General features: G+C 58.5%; 9 protein-coding genes and 1 pseudogene. 3 read left to right on the top strand and 7 right to left on the bottom strand.

Annotated features, from left to right (window positions below; genetic code table 11):
* Positions 1-1,938: pseudogene (locus H1Y01_RS05475) on the top strand (TonB-dependent receptor); the annotation flags it as partial.
* A gap of 201 nt (positions 1,939-2,139) precedes the next feature.
* Here the strand turns inward: H1Y01_RS05475 and H1Y01_RS05470 are convergent.
* The gene (locus H1Y01_RS05470) at positions 2,140-3,141 is read right to left on the bottom strand and encodes a methyltransferase (RefSeq protein WP_180539286.1); all 1,002 of its coding nucleotides are present in this window, start codon (positions 3,139-3,141) and stop codon (positions 2,140-2,142) included.
* A 9-nt stretch (positions 3,142-3,150) separates the two neighbouring features.
* Positions 3,151-4,686, bottom strand: a complete 1,536-nt coding sequence (locus H1Y01_RS05465) for a hypothetical protein (RefSeq protein ID WP_180539285.1) — start codon at positions 4,684-4,686, stop codon at positions 3,151-3,153.
* A gap of 150 nt (positions 4,687-4,836) precedes the next feature.
* Here H1Y01_RS05465 and H1Y01_RS05460 point away from each other — a divergent pair, with 150 nt between their 5' ends.
* A complete protein-coding gene (locus H1Y01_RS05460) occupies positions 4,837-8,388 on the top strand; it encodes a TonB-dependent receptor (protein WP_219341300.1) in 3,552 nt (1,183 codons plus the stop codon).
* Between the two features lie 205 nt (positions 8,389-8,593).
* Here the strand turns inward: H1Y01_RS05460 and H1Y01_RS05455 are convergent, their stop codons facing one another.
* The 5 genes from H1Y01_RS05455 to H1Y01_RS05435 all read right to left on the bottom strand — a co-directional run bounded on the left by H1Y01_RS05455 (position 8,594) and on the right by H1Y01_RS05435 (position 15,378).
* Complete coding sequence (locus H1Y01_RS05455; RefSeq protein WP_180539281.1) at positions 8,594-9,016, bottom strand: hypothetical protein; 423 nt, start codon at positions 9,014-9,016, stop codon at positions 8,594-8,596.
* Between the two features lie 110 nt (positions 9,017-9,126).
* Complete coding sequence (locus tag H1Y01_RS05450; protein ID WP_180539279.1) at positions 9,127-10,929, bottom strand: hypothetical protein; 1,803 nt, start codon at positions 10,927-10,929, stop codon at positions 9,127-9,129.
* A gap of 129 nt (positions 10,930-11,058) precedes the next feature.
* Complete coding sequence (locus H1Y01_RS05445) at positions 11,059-13,233, bottom strand: hypothetical protein (protein WP_180539278.1); 2,175 nt, start codon at positions 13,231-13,233, stop codon at positions 11,059-11,061.
* Between the two features lie 49 nt (positions 13,234-13,282).
* Positions 13,283-14,029: a PEP-CTERM sorting domain-containing protein gene (locus H1Y01_RS05440; protein ID WP_219341299.1), complete on the bottom strand. Its 747-nt coding sequence runs from the start codon at positions 14,027-14,029 to the stop codon at positions 13,283-13,285.
* A gap of 596 nt (positions 14,030-14,625) precedes the next feature.
* On the bottom strand, positions 14,626-15,378 hold the full coding sequence (locus H1Y01_RS05435; RefSeq protein ID WP_180539274.1) for a twin-arginine translocation pathway signal protein: 753 nt from the start codon (positions 15,376-15,378) through the stop codon (positions 14,626-14,628).
* A 395-nt stretch (positions 15,379-15,773) separates the two neighbouring features.
* Here H1Y01_RS05435 and H1Y01_RS05430 point away from each other — a divergent pair.
* A partial coding sequence (locus H1Y01_RS05430; RefSeq protein ID WP_219341298.1) for a ligand-binding sensor domain-containing protein occupies positions 15,774-16,453 on the top strand: 680 nt, incomplete at its 3' end.

Raw genomic sequence — 16,453 nt, 5'->3', positions numbered from 1 at the left:
TTCTCGCCCAACGATACTTTGACGTTGCGCTATAGCTACGGGCGTGATGCACTTACCGAACCGTATGCCGAGAGCAACACGTCGATTCCCGGGTTTGGCGATGTTGTCCAGGACTCCGGACATAACGCGCTGATTGAATACGCCAAGGTTTTCAGCCCGACCACGTTGAACTCGCTGCTCCTGGGCTTTAATCGCGCAACGCGTAAAGACTTTCAGGAAAACTACCAGGCTAACGTGAATACGCTGTGGGGAGTGAACTGGCTGCCGTCAAACGCGGTCGACTACGGTTACCCATCCATCACGGTAAGCGGTTACTCGCCGGTTGGGGATGTTACCGAGCTCCCGATCGACCGGGCGGAGAACACTTATCAGATCACCGATGGTCTCACCATGATCCGCGGCAATCATAGCGTCAAAGTAGGCATTGAAGAGCGGAAGCAGCAGCATAACGGCATTGACGATATCTATACGCGCGGCTCGCTGGCGTTCGATGGAACGTTCACCGGTACGGGTTTGGGCGATGTGCTGCTGGGCTATCCCACGTTCGACATTCAAGCGCAATCGAATAACGTGCAGACGCTGCGCAGCACGGCGTCCGACTCGTACGTTCAGGACGATTGGAAGGTGCTCCGCAATCTGACACTGAATTTCGGGCTCCGGTACGAGTTCAATACGCCGGCAACCGACCCGACCAATCGCATGTCCGTTTTCGATGCCGCGACGGATCAGGTGGTCCAAGTCGGAACGGACGGTATCTCGCGCTCAGGCTACAGCCCCGATACCGATAACTTCGCGCCCCGCGTCGGCTTTGCCTGGGACACCGGTCATAACCTTGTTGTGCGCGGCGGTTACGGAATCTACTACGATTCTTCGATGGCGGAGGTGAGCACGGCGCTGTACTTCAATCCGCCCTACTTTACCCTCAGAGTATTCTTCCCGAGCGCGACGTCATTACTTACTTTGGAGGACCCGTTTCCGACCAGCGGCGGTCTAGTTCCGGCCGCCAGTTTGAGTACGCTCAGCCCGAATCTCAATACCGCGTACCTGCAGCAATGGAACCTGAATCTACAGCGCGAATTTTGGGGAAGCGTGGTAACCGCGGCTTATGCGGCGTCGAAAGGTACACACCTTCTACGGTCACTCGATCTCAACCAACCGCCGCCTGCGCCGGGTGATATCGATAGCCGCCGCCCTTATCCGAATTTCAGCAACATCTTCTACACGGAGAGCGGCGGAGACTCGGAGTACCAGAGCTTCAATCTGACGTTCAACCATCCGCTCGCGCACGGTGTTTCCATCCTCGGGGTGTACACGTTTTCAAAGTCGATGGATGACACGTCGTCGTTCCTGGGAAACACGGCCGATAAGAACTTCCCGCAAGATAGTCAGGACTTCCATCTGGAGCATGCACTCTCGAGTTTCGATGTACGGCATCGGGCGGAGATCTCGGCGGTCTGGAACCTGCCGGGGCGCAGCCGCCTGACGCGCAATTTCCAGGCCAGCACGATCCTCACGGCTGAGACGGGGCAACCGTTCACGCCGATCCTGCTTGCGGATAACAGCAACACGGGTAACATCGGGGGGCAGTTCGGTTCGGACCGGCCGAATCTCCTGTTCAACCCCACGCTTCCGAATCCGAGCGTGAACGAGTGGTTCAACACGGCGGCGTTCGCGATCCCAGCGCCTTATACTTTCGGAGACGCGGGCAGGAGTATCGTGCGTGGTCCTGGATTATTCACGGTAGACCTATCGCTTCTGCGGCAGTTCGCCATTACGGAGCGCGTTTCGTTGAGTGCTCAGGCAGAAGCGTTCAACTTACTAAATCGCGCGAATTTCAACTTACCCGATCTGTACGCGGACCAACCCTCGACCTTCGGCCACATCTATTCGGCCAAGGCGCCGCGTCAGATTCAATTGGCGCTGCGGCTGCGCTTCTAAACGGATCAACGTCAAGTGCGCTCGCAACGAAGAACCGGCTTGCTGACGCGCGCGGCTCAGTAGCACTAAATTTACTGAGTTCGGCATGACCCGTCGGTTCACAACCAAAGATGAAAAGGGACCTTACAGCCCCACTCCGAGCCCGACCGAAAGGGAGGGTCCTGCGCTGTCAGCCGCGTTAATTAAACCTAAGTAACTTAACTAATCAGGCTTGCGCGCTACCGCCAGCCAGTGCGGCATCGGCGGAGGCAGAGGCTCTACGCGGAAATCGGTGAAGCCTGCTTCTTCGAGCCACCCGCACAGTTCCTGATCGGAAAACACCCAGCCATTCTTCGTCGTAAGCGCCATGTTCACCGCGAACAGCGCGGAAAATGCCGGAGCCGTGTGCGAAGCGTCGGTCATCATGTCCATCACATGCACAACTCCGCCGGGGTTCAGGGCGTCGAAGGCGCGGCGGAAGAGATCGCGAATCGAATCGACCGATTCCTGATGCAGCATGCCGAAGAAGTTGATGGCGTCGACCGGAGAGGGGAACGGAGTCGTGTGATAATCTCCCGGCAGCACGGACACGCGATCTGACGCGCCCTGAGACGCAATCAGTTCCGTAGCAATAGCCGCCACGGCGGGTAGGTCAAGAACCGTTGCGCGCATTGACGGGTTCGCCGCAGTAATCAGGACCGAATAGGTGCCGGGGCCTCCGCCTAAGTCGAGCAGCGTCTTGCGGCCGCTGAGATCGAGGCGCGGGACAACGGCGCGTCCCATCCCGAGCGCACGGCCATGCATCGATAGAACAAACGCGCGCGTCCGGCCCGAATCGTCCCCGAGGTGCGTTTCCGGCGTTTCGACGGGATCGCCCGTGCGCGCGAATTCCGGCAGCTTCTGCCAGGCGCTGTAGACATCGCGGTTATATCGGATCGCGCCGGAAAGGTCACCGGGCGAACCGGGGACAAGGAACGCCGCTGAGGCCGGCGTGTTGCGGAATAAGTCTCCGGACTTCTCCAGAAGCCCCACCGCGACGCAGCCATTTAGCAGCAATTCAGCGCCGCGCGGACTTAGCTTCAACTCGCGCGCAAGGTCGGCACTGGAGGCTCGGCCGAGCGCCGCAAGCTTTCCGAAAACTCCGAGATCCGAGCTGGCGAACAAGATACTCGATCCGTAGAAAGCGCTGGCCAGGGAGATGATGCTGGTGGGGTCGGGAGGCATGAGGGGAGATTATAAGGTCCGAAGGTAAGCAACCAGCGCGGCGCGATCCTGCGTGTTTAGATCGAGCCCGAAGACATGCCCCTTGACTGCGTGGGCTGGAGTTGCGGCCCCCCAATTGGAAGAGCGGAAGTCATCGCGCAAGCGGGCGGGGTTGAAGAATTCCTCCAGCGATCCGACTGACCCGTCATGCAGAAAGGCGGCATTCAGCGAAAGCATGCGAAGAGAGGGGACACGGTAGAATCCGGTGCCCTTACGCGTATCAAGGGCAAGTCCAGGGTCGGTGCCCACGGAGACCGGCATCACGTCATAGGCCTTCATAATAGCTTCGGAGGGATGGAAACCTTGGGCCAACGTAAGCCGGTTATTGGTGAAGAGTCCCGGAGTATGGCAGCCTGGGCATTGCGCATGCATAAAGATCGTTTTCCCCTTCGCGGCTAGGTCTAAGTTCGCAGAGGGACTCGGAGGGGGCTTCAGCGAATCGATAAATAGCGCCAATGCGTAAAGAAGGGGATCGGGCGTGCGGTGTACGCCTCCCGCCAGGCCCATGTTGGCGAGAACCAGGTGCGCGGCCGGTCCGTCACCATAGCTTGTGAGGGCGTCCGAAACGTCGGCGATTGATCCGCAATACCGCATCAGGTCCTGAATGCCGCGGTTGCGCGCGTCGCCGGTGCGATCGAAAAAGTGCAGGTCTTGAACGCCAATCAAATTGGCAATTTTGACCGGGTAGAGCAAGCTGGTGTTGTTGCGCGGATAGACTCCGAGAGGAACCCGTTCATACAACGCGGCGATCTGATCGGCGGGCAGATCCGCGGACGCGAGGTTCGGATCATCTTTCAGGTAAGGCACGCGATAGTCCTCGCGCATATGCTTGCGGCGGCGTTCTTCCAGAAGCGCGGGCGACATCTGCGCGTAGCGGCGCGTCAGGTCGCCCATGAGCGGCCCGAACGGAGTGTAGTTATTCGGCGCGCCCTCGATCAACTCGCCGCCGGCGCGGACTTGGACATGGCACATTGCGCAGGTGTCGGTGCCCAGCTCGACCTTGCCCTTTTGCCGCACCACATACCGCAACCCAAGTAGGATGCCGTCTTTGGTAGTTTGCAGGCGGTAGGCCGCAAGCACCTGAGGATTGCGAATGAGTTGCAGGTTGTCTTCGCTGCCGGTGAACCGCGGCAGCTCGCGGCCGTAGAAGACTTCCCTTCCGGCCGCGATCCAGTCGCTTTCGGTTTTCAGGGCGGCAACGTCAACCAGAGGCGCGGGGTCCAACGACTTCAGCCGGTCGAGATAGCCGGGCGGCTCGGCTTGCGGCGTATAGACCGGGTAGGTCTTCAGGTTGTTCTCGGGAAGCCGGTAGTATTCGGCTTCGGGGATCATCGCCGGCGGCTTGCCTAAAGTCGCAAGCGGCAGGCGGTAGCCGTTCAGGTCGGCATCGTACCAGGAATGCGGGATTTCCCTGGATGTGGTCGCCGCGACACAAACGAAGCACACGATCGCTAAAGCGGCGAGGCTGAGCATCAGGGCTGGCGAGATTCGGCGCGGCTTAAGCACGATGTGAACCATTTTAGCGGCTGCGTTCGTGTCATAGTGACGCGGCGGTACTAAACAAACACTTAGTTCTCCGATCCGGGCTCTTCTCCGTTGACACCCGTGGCGGGATCGTCTAACGTTGGGAACTGGTTGCACTATGCGAGCAGAGCCGTGAAGCGGGCGATCCTTTTCTGCAGTGTTCCGATCCGGAACTTTCTTGCAATCTGTGTAGCGGTTCTGCTGCCTGCCCACGGCCTCTGGGCTAGCCTCGGGGGCACAATCTCCGGAAGGGTTTCCGACCCGCGCGGGCTTCCCGTCCGCGGCGCAAGCGTCGCAGCAGTCAATACCGGTACGCACGTTCGCCTGAGCGTGGCTACGGACGCGGATGGGGTTTACTCTCTTCCCAATCTGGCGGTCGGAACCTATGATCTGGAAGTTGAGGTGACAGGTTTTAAAACCTACCGGCGCACGCGCGTTGTGGTCGACGCGAACAGCGCGATACGCGAGGATATTCCGCTGGTGCTCGGCGATCGCCGGGAGCAGATTACGGTAGCCGCCAACGCGGTCCGCGTCGAAACCGTGGATACACAACTCGGCGAGGTCGTATCCGGCCAAACGATAGAGGCGGTCCCGCTAAACGGGCGCAGCTTTACCGATTTGTTGGCGCTGCAGCCCGGGGTAGCCCCGCTTACTACGATTACGGGCAATTCCATCCAGGCGGCGGGCGCAGCCATCCTGAACCCCTCAGGCGATCTGAATCCCGGAACGATTTCGATCAACGGGCAACGCGAATACGCCAATGGCTTCACGGTGAATGACTCGGATGTGGTCGAGCGGTTCACCATGGGCGCCGCCGTGGTTCCCGTGTTGGATTCAATCGCGGAGTTCCGCGTATTGACCGGCAATTTTGACGCTGAATACGGCAATTACAGCGGCGGCCGCATCAACGTGGCGACCAAGCAGGGAACGAATCAATTTCACGGTGAAGGCTTCGAATTTGTTCGAAATACCGACTTTGACTCCCGGAATTTCTTTTCGCCCGATCGCGCCGTTTACCAGCAGAACCAGCCGGGCGGCTTACTCGGCGGACCTATTGTCCGGAATAAAGTCTTCTTTTTCTCCGATTATCAAGCGACGCGGCTGAAACAAGGGGTCGACACCGGACTGATCCAGGTTCCCTCTCTCGAGGAACGCAGTGGCAACTTCTCAGATATTGCAAGTGAGCTTACGGGAACGGTAAGTGGACCGTATCTGGCCGGTCAGCTCTCGACTAAGTTGGGTTATGCCGTTACGCAAGGCGAGCCGTACTATACAACCGGGTGCAACAGCGCTTCGCAGTGCGTATTCCCCAACGCGGTGATTCCGCAGCAAGCCTGGTCACTGCCCGCGCAGAAACTGCTCAGCTACATTCCCGCGCCCAATGCAGGCGGTAACTTCTTCTCGACTTCGTCGGACGACGAAACCTTGCGCGACGACAAGGGGGCCATGCGGGTCGACGCGAGCACTCGCGCCGGAATGATCTCGGCGTACTACTTTGTCGACGATTACAACCTGAACAATCCTTACCCGACGCTCCAGGGCGGAGCGAATGTTCCCGGCTTCAATGCGCTAAATCTGGGGCGTTCGCAGCTGGCGACGCTCGGCGATACCAAGGTTTTCGGACCCGAAACCGTCAACGAATTCCATTTCTCTTACGTGCGCGATAAGAACATCGTCGGCACGCCGGAGGGAACGGTAGGAACGAGCTTGGCATCCCAGGGGTTCGTAACCAATACGGGGTCCCCGAGCATTCTGCCGCAAAGACCCAATATTGTCGGCGTTGAGAATGTGGTTTTTAACGATTTCATCATCGGGTCCTCAATTACCGGCCTGAATCAGACCGACAATACCTTCGAGTACCGGGATAACTTGTCGCGCGTGATTAACACGCACACGTTGAAACTGGGCGGCGAGCTGCTATTTAGCCAGGTAAATGCTTCGGCCGATGTCCAATCCAACGGAACGTTCTCTTTCTTCGGGTCGGAGACGGGTTCAGATTTCGCCGACTTTCTGATCGGCGTTCCAAGCTTCTACAAGCAGGGCGACGCGCAGGCGTTCTACATGCGTAACCGGTACGGCGCTCTTTACCTGGAAGACAGCTGGCGTGTCCGGCCGCACCTGACGTTCAATTACGGTGTGCGCTGGGACGTCATCATGCCGTGGTACGAGAAGTACAATCAGATCCAGACCTTAGTGCCGGGCGAACAGTCGCTGGTGTATCCCAACGCGCCGGAGGGTTTGGTTTTCCCCGGCGACCCCGGCGTTTCCCGCGCTCTCGCTCCGGTGCGCTGGAATAATTTTTCCCCGCGTTTCGGAATCGCCTGGGCGCCGCGCGGCGACAGTGCTCTTACCAGGAAACTATTCGGCGAGAACGATAGCACGAGTATCCGGCTAGGATTCGGCCGCTTTTTCTCCGCGATCGAAGGCGTTTCGGCGGGCGTGATGGCGGGAGATCCGCCCTATGGCAGCACTTACTCCAGCCCCGCGCCGCCTTTGTTCTCCAATCCCTTTATCACCGCGTCGACCGGCTTTAATAATGAGCAGCGCTTTCCGATTCAGTTCCCTGCCCTGAATGCTTCGCCTTCGAATCCTGATTCGAGCGTGAACTGGGCTCCGTTTCTTCCGGTTTCGGGTCTTCCGGGCTACAAGCCTGACGGTGTGAGTCCCTACACGGAGCAATACACGCTCTCCTTGCAGCGGCGGTTCGGCAAGCAGACTGTGGTAACGGCCAGCTATGTGGGGAGCGAGTCGCATCACTTACTTACCCTGATTGAGGCGAATCCGGGCAACCCGGCGTTGTGTCTAAGTGTCAGCCAACTCAGCCAGGTCGCCCCGGGAAGTCCTACTTGCGGACCTTTCAACGAATCCAACGTGTTCGTGACGTCTTCCGGACAGGTGATCAACGGCACTCGCTCACCCTTAGGCTCGAACTTCGGCAGCGTCGACTGGCTTTCCACCGTCGGTAATGCCAATTACAACGCGCTCCAACTAAGCGCGCGACATACCAGCGGGCGCCTGGAACTCCAGACAGGTTACACCTACGGCAAATCGCTCGATAACTCGTCCAGTATCTCGGAACAGTTGAACCCGTATAACTATCGCGCGACCTATGCACCGTCCGCGTTCGACATCAAGCACAATTTTGTCGCCAGCTACCGATATGAGCTTCCGTTCGACAGACTATTCCAGGCCAGTAACAATTTAACTCGCGGATGGGTGCTCTCCGGCGTCACCCGCTTCTCGAGCGGATTTCCGGTGACGTTCACCAATGCGAGCGATAACTCGCTGCTAGGTACGCAACCCGATGGCGTGAACTCCTATGGAGTGGATTTGCCGGACATGGTTCCCGGCGCGCTTGACCTGAATCACAACCCGCGGAATGGACAGCCCTACTTCAATACATCCCTGTTCAGCCTGCCCCCTCTAGGAAGCGCGGGCACGGCGGCCCGTCGTCTGTTCTACGGACCTGGGATGGAAAACTTCGACATCGCCCTGTCTAAGAACCTCAGGTTCGGAGAATCCAGATCGCTGCAGTTAAGGCTGGAGACCTTCAATACGTTTAACCACGCGCAGTTCTTCGGACCAGCCACCGTGAACGGCGAGATCACGAGCGCGGCCTTCGGGCAGGTGGTTAGTGCGGACGCGCCGAGACTGGTGCAGCTCGGCGCGAAGTTCTCCTTCTAGTCTGTAGCTCTGTACTAGGTTCAGTCGAGGCGGGGCCCCGACATGGATCGAGCCCGTCTTTGCGACCTGGCGGCTTTGCGAGAAAGTCAATCCAAGTCGCCAAGGAACGCAGAGACAGCCCGGTCCGCTTCATTCCACCGGTCGCCTGAATTCCGAGACATGAACTCTTCGATTTGGCGCCGGCTAGAAACGAAGTGTCTTGTCGTCAACCCTTCCGTTCCGCTGCTTCCCCGGCATCCCCGAACACCTCCTCGCGAATAATCCATTCCGTGGCTTCGTTCAGGTAATCGTGCAATGCGGCTTGCAATTCCAGGTATTCCGGCCATAGCGTGTTTTCCACAAACGACAGCGGCGCCCGCACCATGACGGTCGTGTGCCGCTGTCCCTTTATACGATAAGGGTCGAGTCCGTGTCTCCGGCAAAGCGCGGTAAACAGCCGCCTTTGCCATTGATCCGCCAGCGAGAACCTGGTCTCCGGAAAACGCTGCGGTCCTTCGACTGCGCTAAGTGTCTTTTGAAGCCGTTCCATGGCCAGTGCCGCGGCTTGCCGTTCGCCCGCGGTCGCTGCACCTTCGAATAAGGCCGTGATCTTGCGAAGCTTGTCGCGCAGTTGTTGCTCGGTGGTCATCCGTCCACTCTCGATACGTCTGGCATGCGGGTCACGCGCATTTCGGATAATTGCACCCGGCGCGGCCCGCACGCCCATTTATTCAGAGGGGTAGGAGCCCGATTGAAATCCTACTGCCGGGCGAGCGGCTGCTGATCGAGGACAATCGGCGCAGGTTTGAAAGTCCAGGTAAATCCGGCATCCGGAAGCGGCCTTGACTTGGGGAAGACCGCGGAGCTCTCGGCCAGCATGTAAGTCATCCGCACACGCAGCTTCGTGTCCGGTGAAGGGTTGATCAATGCCGCGGCCATTAGCCGCACGAACTGGGCCGGATTCATCGCGATCCCATCGACTTCCAACATCGATGGAATCATATTCTTCGGAACCGGACTCGCGGAAACGTCATGCAGCGCGGGCGCGATCTCACTGCACTTAGCAGCGATTGACGATACCGACACTTCTCCTACATTCGGTCCGTGACCTGTTACTAGCCGGAGCGGTCCATAAGTCGGAACTACGGCGACACTCTGAGGAAGTTTGCCGGTCCGGTGGAACTCCGCCAAGGCGTCCGTCATGACCTGAAACATGTCCGCCATCGAAAGGTACCTTTGATCGACGCGAAGATACGGAGGGGGGAACGTGTCGTTGCCCCACGCCTTGAGCATCTCCCCGAGCGCGGATTGAAGGCTTACAACCGAAACATTGAATCCCGTGCTAGGCGGCGTCATGTGCGCCAGCTCCGCGGTGGCGATTACGCGGCTTCCGGCATTCGCACTGAAGAAATCGCCCGTTAGCCATCGCAGTGTGTCCTCCTCCTTTGCGTAAGCCGCATCTACTTCCGCAGGGGAAGCCAACACGTCAGGGGGCAGTTGAGGGTTCTGCGGGTGCGCATAGGCATACTTCAACGGCGGGAAGTCCGGGCCTTTCACGAATGCCGGCTTAAGGTAACCTTGCACGCTGCCCAGTTCCACACTTAGAATCTGCACTGTGGAGCGGTCGACCTTGGCGAGGATGGCTTTGAGCGCTTCCGCGCCATCCGAGGCGCGTACCGGCTTCGTCGTTCGGGTAGCTTCGGAAAGCCGGAGAACATTATCCTGCCAGTACAGTTCCGGAGCCGCTTCCGGAACAGGCGCCATTAAGTCGCCGAACCGCCCGGATCCGCCGCCGAACCCTGCCAGCTGTGCTGAGTTCGTGCTATAGATGCCGGACATCACAGCTGACGTATTATGAGCCCGAAGCTGCTGCACAATTTCCGGATCGCCGCCGATCTCCGGCCAGGTATCGTCCGGACCCGGCACTTTCATGTGCGGAACGTTGGAATCCGCTTGGGTCACGGCTACGCCCCGCATCAACAATCCCTGGGCGCGAAGCACCACGCCGTTGATGCTCACCGCGGGGCCGAAGACCTCCTGCATCTCCATGAGCCCGCCGAGGCCGGTTTGCGTACTTCCCGTCAACGGGTCGCGGTTCTCCGACAGGAACGCATTGGCCGCGGCGGCACGCGCCTGCCACTTAGCCTCCGGGGTCGGGGTCTTTCTTAGATCGACGACCGGGCGCTGCTGGTAGGTTGGCTCGTCGGTTCCGTCGTAGCCCGCTTCGATAACTCCGCGGCGGATGTGGTCGCGAACGAAATCGACAATGTGCGTCTTCGGGTTGCGCTCAGCCAGCGCACGGCTCACGGCCCCGGAGAAAGCGACGGTAGCGGTGACGTGCGCGCCGGGGTGCGCCTTCTCATAGCTGTCAATTTCGCCCAGAACACGACGCAGGCGGTTCTCGGTCATGTCAAGATTGACGTGGTCCGTGATGCGCGCGTAAAGCGATACATAAACCGGTTCCTGCTTCACCTGGGTAGCACCATGCAGAAGAGACGCCGCCAAGGCAAACAAGCCCAGCGAACGCAACGATTGAGATTTATAGAAAATTTCTGGGATCATAAGGCGTTGTTCGTGAAATTGCGAAATTAGGAATGGAAACTCCGGCTTCTTAGAGAGAGAAGAAAAAGGCCCTCGGAGGACACGGCGGTCACCGAGGGCCCAACTTACGAAAAGCGAGACTCCGGCTAGTTATCGCGGCTTGGGAATCGTCACGGTAGCCTGGTTCGACTGGCAGACCTCCGCGCCATTGATGATGGGCTGAATCACATAATAGTAAGTATCACCGTTCACCAGGCCGCTGGTGTTATCGAGAAATGCGCTACCGTTCGAGGTCCCGACTTTGGTGTATGGGCCATTGTTAGTGGTGCCTCGGAGGATGTTATACGATGTCGCGCCCTGCTGAGCGGACCAGGTCAAATCGATGCGAGGCTTTTTCCCTCCTCCACCGGCCGCGCCCCTGCCGTACAGATTGTTGACGCAAGCCGTGAAAACGGTCTTATTCAACATGATCAAGGACCACGCCGTCTCGAAGGGGTTTTGTGCGTAGTAGTAGTTATCGCCATACCAGTGCCCATCCGAGGCTTGGCGGCTCACAATCACCTGAGCGACACCATCGCAAGGATCCGTACCGCCGTTCGCCGCGGACAGAGCCCCGTACCAGTCGATCTGGTTATTGGTGAAAACGCCGGGAGTCTGCGTGCGCAAGTAGGTGATCGGAGTTAGAGTGCCGTTCTCCACCTGCAGGAGCATTGCTTTGGTGAAGGAGAACATGCCGTACGCATAAGCGAGCGGCGCGCTATAAGCTCCGCCTGACACCGCGTTGCAGAAGTTATCGGCGTAGAAGGTTTCCGCGTTGTTCCAGCGCTGATCGGGCGCAGTGGTCGAATCGCCGAAAGCGGTATTCGGAGTTCTTCCCACGCCGTCCATCGCCATTTGCACCAGCCCGGACGGCGTCACCGCGAACGGTCCCCAGGCGTCGGAGTAATAAAGGGATCCGTTATATCCGAAGGCGCCATAGTCGTCGCCGGCGGCGAACGGATCGGGCCCGGCCGGAGTGGCGTTCTGAACATCCTGGCTGTCCGTAACCCAAACCTGGTTGGCGTCCGGCACGATAGGGGGAATGGTGAGGCCAAAACCACGGTTTGCGGCAATGTTTCCGATGGCGGCCCATTGGGACACGGAGTTGTCATCGCCCTGCTGGCAGCTATACCACCAGCCGCCACCCTGATATTGGTCGACGCCGCGGGATGTGCCTTGTGAGACGTCGTAGTCGTAGTTATATTGGCAATAACTCACGCCGTCTACCAGATCTTGGACGATGTTCTTGTAGGTCTGCCCGAGGACCGCGGTGCCGCCGGTTGGGGCTACTCCGGACGGGTTCGCGCTAGCCACCAGCGCGTCGATGAACTGTCCACCCTCATACATCGGCCGTCCCACGTTGTCGCCGGTCGCCAGCAGGTAATAACCGTTCGCGTTTCCGTCGAAGGTAAACGTGCAGGGAGGGTTGGTACAAGAAGTTGCATTTGGATTGTAAAACACCTGCGTCGCCGGGGGCTGGCAAGTCGGGTACTGTGTGGTTGGATAGCCCGAGGTGCAGCCGTAGTTGGCCGTTGCCGGATTGTAATTGTAGGTATCCGGAACGACGGTGTTGGACTGCAGGAACGAAACCATGCGGTTCAGCCCGCGCGCCACGTCATCGGTGAAGGGATCCGTTGCCGGCCCGTTTCCATAATGGCCGCTCACTTCGAAAGCCTGCACGTTGGACGCGTCGATGACGCTCGCATAATACTGATTGTCACAATCGTAGGCGTTGCCGTTCACCGTCGGACAGCCGGGAGAGCCGCTTAAGTAGTCCCAGCCTCCCCAATTCACGGTGCTCGAACCAACCGAGGTCGTTGAGCGCCACTCGGTCTGATGCATGTACCAGAGGCCGAAATCGATGGCTACGTTCACGCGTGAAGTCAGCGTGTTCGCCTCCATAATCACGGGATAAGTCGCGCTGCCGGACTGGTTCGTCGTGGTGTCGTTGACGGTCACTCTCGCGGTCCACGTCTGGCCGGCCGTCGAACCTGCATACACGTGAGTGGTTGAGATGTCGTAAGGGTTCGTTACCGCCACGGGGGCGGTTGCGTTGCCGTCACCGAAGTCCCATTGGAAGGTAAAGCTATCGGTGGAACCCACGATATTGGGCACTGTGGCGCCCAGGATTATGTTGGCCGTTGGGTAAGTCGTGTGGGGGCTGCTGGGGTTGGTTGGTATCCAGGGTACCGTCAGCGGCACAGGTGCGATGGCTAACGCCGGAAGGGTGAATCCTGCCAGTGCGGCTGTCACCAACAGCGCTCTTCTGAAATGGAGATGGGTCATGTTTTGTTTCCCTCCTGATTTCTTCAAAACGTGGAAGCGTGGCGTGGGCTTAACCACGGACGACCCTGCGACGGATTAGGATGAAAGCCAAAAGGGCGACAGCCGAGCCCGCCAGCAGCAGACTCCCCGGCTCGGGCACACTACCGACAACAACAGGCTGGATGCTGATGTTCTCGGCCAGGTAGTAGTCGGTTGCCGTCGCGTTGTTGGGATCGATCGGATGCACCTGCTGGAGCGAAAACCCGCCCGGATTGGTAGTTGTGGCATCCAGCGTAATCACGGCTTCATACCCGGCTTGCAGCGTGAAATTGAATCCTAGCGCCAGTGAAACGTCGCCGTTGCAATCGGCCCCGCTGCAGCCTCCAAGGTAGTTATCGGCTTGACCTGGCATATGGTTGGTGTCGTCCAGGGTGTTCGCGCTGAAATTACTGTAGATTGAGCCTAAATACGGGTCGTCAATCTGGTAGGAAATATCACTGGGCAAGCTGCCGTTCACCGCACCGTATTCGTTGTAAAACGGCACACTGAGTTCCGGATCGAGGAAGAAGTCGACGTAGTAGGAGCCGGTTTTGCCCGGGTCGAACGTAAAGGTCAACGTGCCTAAGCCGGTATCTTGATTGAAACCTGAAGCATTCACGCCGGAAACCGTGAAGGGATTCCCTCCCGCTCCGGTGTCGGTAACGAGGCCGTTCACGTTGATTCCCATTTCCTGCAGCGAGATGCTGCCGGCAAACGAAGCGGTCACGCTGAAACACAGAACCGCGACGCCCCTGAATAGAAGATTGCGATGGGTCATTCCTTGTCCTCCGGGCAGAGCCGTCATGGGAACGCCGCGACACTAGATTCCTCGCAGAATTCCGAGCTGTACCCGTTCGAATGTACTGCAATCCGTAGAAGAAAACAACAGGGAGACCGAGTTTTTAGGTGAGACAAGTACTACATTCCAGGTATCGGGGCAAGCTGGAGAGGGCGCGGGCTCGGCTGGAGTTGGCGTGCGCGTCCCCTGCCCGGTGTCTGACAAACGCCGCGGCGGCGTCGAATCCCCACGTTTTACAGGGAATGCAGAGGTCGCATTAGCAGAATGCGTGCGTTTTCGATGATTGCAACGTGCCGCGATTCTCCAGCGAACAGAGCTTCGAAAGGAGTCCCCAGCGATTGTACTGTGTATCACAGCGAACCGGGTTGGAGCTGTTCCGAGCAGCTGGCAGTGGCTGTGCTGTGTAACCGACGTTTGACGGCGCTCCAGGTGGAGACGACCGATGCTGAAAGTGTCCGGCGGGAACAGTGAAACCGTTTGTCGGATGTTGCTGGCCGCCTTAGAAGGATCGCGAGCAATCGACGAGTTGGTGGTTTGAGGGAGCGAACGCTTGCGCGCTCCCTCGCGGTAATCCGTCAGCAATTGGTATTCGTAGGAAAGTTCAAGTCCAGGCGAATGGAAATCTGGGCGACGGCATAAGTAGTCTCGTCGGCAAGCTTCAGCATCGTCTCGGTCCCGACCTCATTGCCCGTTCGGCAATCGTTCGCCGTGTAGAAGATATCCGTACTGTTGTAAGTATCCTGGGTACCGTGCGTATTGTAGGGAGCGGTCTGGTAGACAAGATCCGTGATCGGTTGCTCGAAATAGAACTGGGTTGTGTAGTTGTATGTGGTCGTTGAACCGGAGTAGAGGCGGACCCGGCAATGGATGTGGGGCGTGCGCCCGTGATACCAGCCGGGGTAAATCGTTGTGAAATGAACTTTGCCGTTAGTATCAGTTACTTGGTAGCCGCGAAGGTAGAGTTGCCCTAAGGTACCCAGGCTTGCTTCGTCCGAGTACACGCCTAACGCGTTGGCCTGCCAGACATCGATGTACGCATTAGGGAGCGGTGTAATTCCCGTGCTTATCGAGACCTGGTACACCTTGATCACAAGGAGGAGGGGGAATCCGCTCTGGTACGTGTCATTCGAAGGATCATAAATGATATCGGATCGATCCAGTTGGGTGTCCACCCAGTAAGGACCTTCGGTCATCTCCGGGGTAAGGAGCGCCGTGTTGCTGGCCGCCAAAGCGACACCTTTACCCATCCCGGCGATCCCGGCCGCTCCGACGATTTTCAGAATAACGTCCCGCCTCCCAGGCAGGTGGTCATGTTGCTGCTGTTTCATGTCAGTTTTTTCCTTTATTAGTTAGTTAGATGAAAAGCCGAAGGGAAGCTTGCAGAGCAACTCCTAAATCGATTAGCTTCTAACGATTACTCTTCCCTTGCAGCCTATTTAGCCACATCCCACTCTTTAATTTCTGTGTCGCAAAGTACTCTTGCTGTTAAGGCTTGTAAAACTCCTTGTAACTCCAATCGCCTGTGGGGCAGCGTAGCAAAACTTGTAGATAAGTCAGGTTTTGTAACGATTTGGTTCCGTACCCACTTACTCGGGGCACTTAGCCGAGTTGCAGCATGTATCCACAGTAGAGAACGGGTGGAGACTGCGGCGGCGATCTCGCTGTAGAGGGGTCCTGCAGACTTCTTAATCGCCGCGGCCGAAACGCGCTAGAATGTAGCGCCTTGCCAAGATTGCCGACCGCGGCCTGCATGCTCTTCTGTCTACTCTCGGGGATCGGCATGCCGGCGCGCGGGCAGGCTCCGTGGAAGTCGCCTGACGACTATCTCCAGACCGTGTGGACAACCGAGAATGGGTTGCCTCAGAACTCCGTCACGGCTATTCTGCAAACCGGGGACGGTTATCTCTGGCTCGGCACGTTCGGCGGACTCGCGCGCTTCGATGGAATCCGTTTCACCACGTTCAGTACGGCGAATACGCCGGGAATGAAGAGCAACCGCGTCTTGTCCCTGTGCGAGGCTCGCGACGGCACGCTTTGGATGGGCGCGGAATCCGGCGAAATCATGAGCTACAAGGACGGCGCGGCCACAACGTATACCGTCGGCGACGGCCTGCCCGGCGGTTACGTCTGGGCGCTCCGTGCGGATGGGGCGGGGACGCTCTGGATCGGGACGCAGCACGGTTTGGCGCGCTTCCGGGACGGCAAGTTCACTACCTTCGGCCCCCGCGATGGCGCGCCCGCGGGCGCCGTTTGGTCGATAGATGATGAAGATGGGGCCGGCCGGCTCTGGCTCGGAACCGATATGGGCCTGGTCCGGTTCGAGAACGGGAAATTTACCGCGTTTCCGCCGCCGGGCGGCCGCGCGGCGGTCTTCGGTCTGCTCGGCCGCAGCCGCAGCGGAGG

The sequence above is a fragment of the Nevskia soli genome, assembly GCF_903970205.1.
In the GTDB taxonomy this organism is placed as follows: domain Bacteria; phylum Acidobacteriota; class Terriglobia; order Bryobacterales; family Bryobacteraceae; genus Bog-113.
This window is presented reverse-complemented; position numbering and strand designations above follow the sequence as displayed.

What these genes read in the sequence shown, in the direction of transcription:
- H1Y01_RS05470 (WP_180539286.1), bottom strand. Translation starts at nt 3,141, where the DNA reads ATGCCTCCCGACCCCACCAGCATCATCTCCCTGGCCAGCGCTTTCTAC.
- H1Y01_RS05455 (WP_180539281.1), bottom strand. Translation starts at nt 9,016, where the DNA reads ATGACCACCGAGCAACAACTGCGCGACAAGCTTCGCAAGATCACGGCC.
- H1Y01_RS05450 (WP_180539279.1), bottom strand. Translation starts at nt 10,929, where the DNA reads ATGATCCCAGAAATTTTCTATAAATCTCAATCGTTGCGTTCGCTGGGC.
- H1Y01_RS05445 (WP_180539278.1), bottom strand. Translation starts at nt 13,233, where the DNA reads ATGACCCATCTCCATTTCAGAAGAGCGCTGTTGGTGACAGCCGCACTG.
- H1Y01_RS05440 (WP_219341299.1), bottom strand. Translation starts at nt 14,029, where the DNA reads ATGACCCATCGCAATCTTCTATTCAGGGGCGTCGCGGTTCTGTGTTTC.
- H1Y01_RS05435 (WP_180539274.1), bottom strand. Translation starts at nt 15,378, where the DNA reads ATGAAACAGCAGCAACATGACCACCTGCCTGGGAGGCGGGACGTTATT.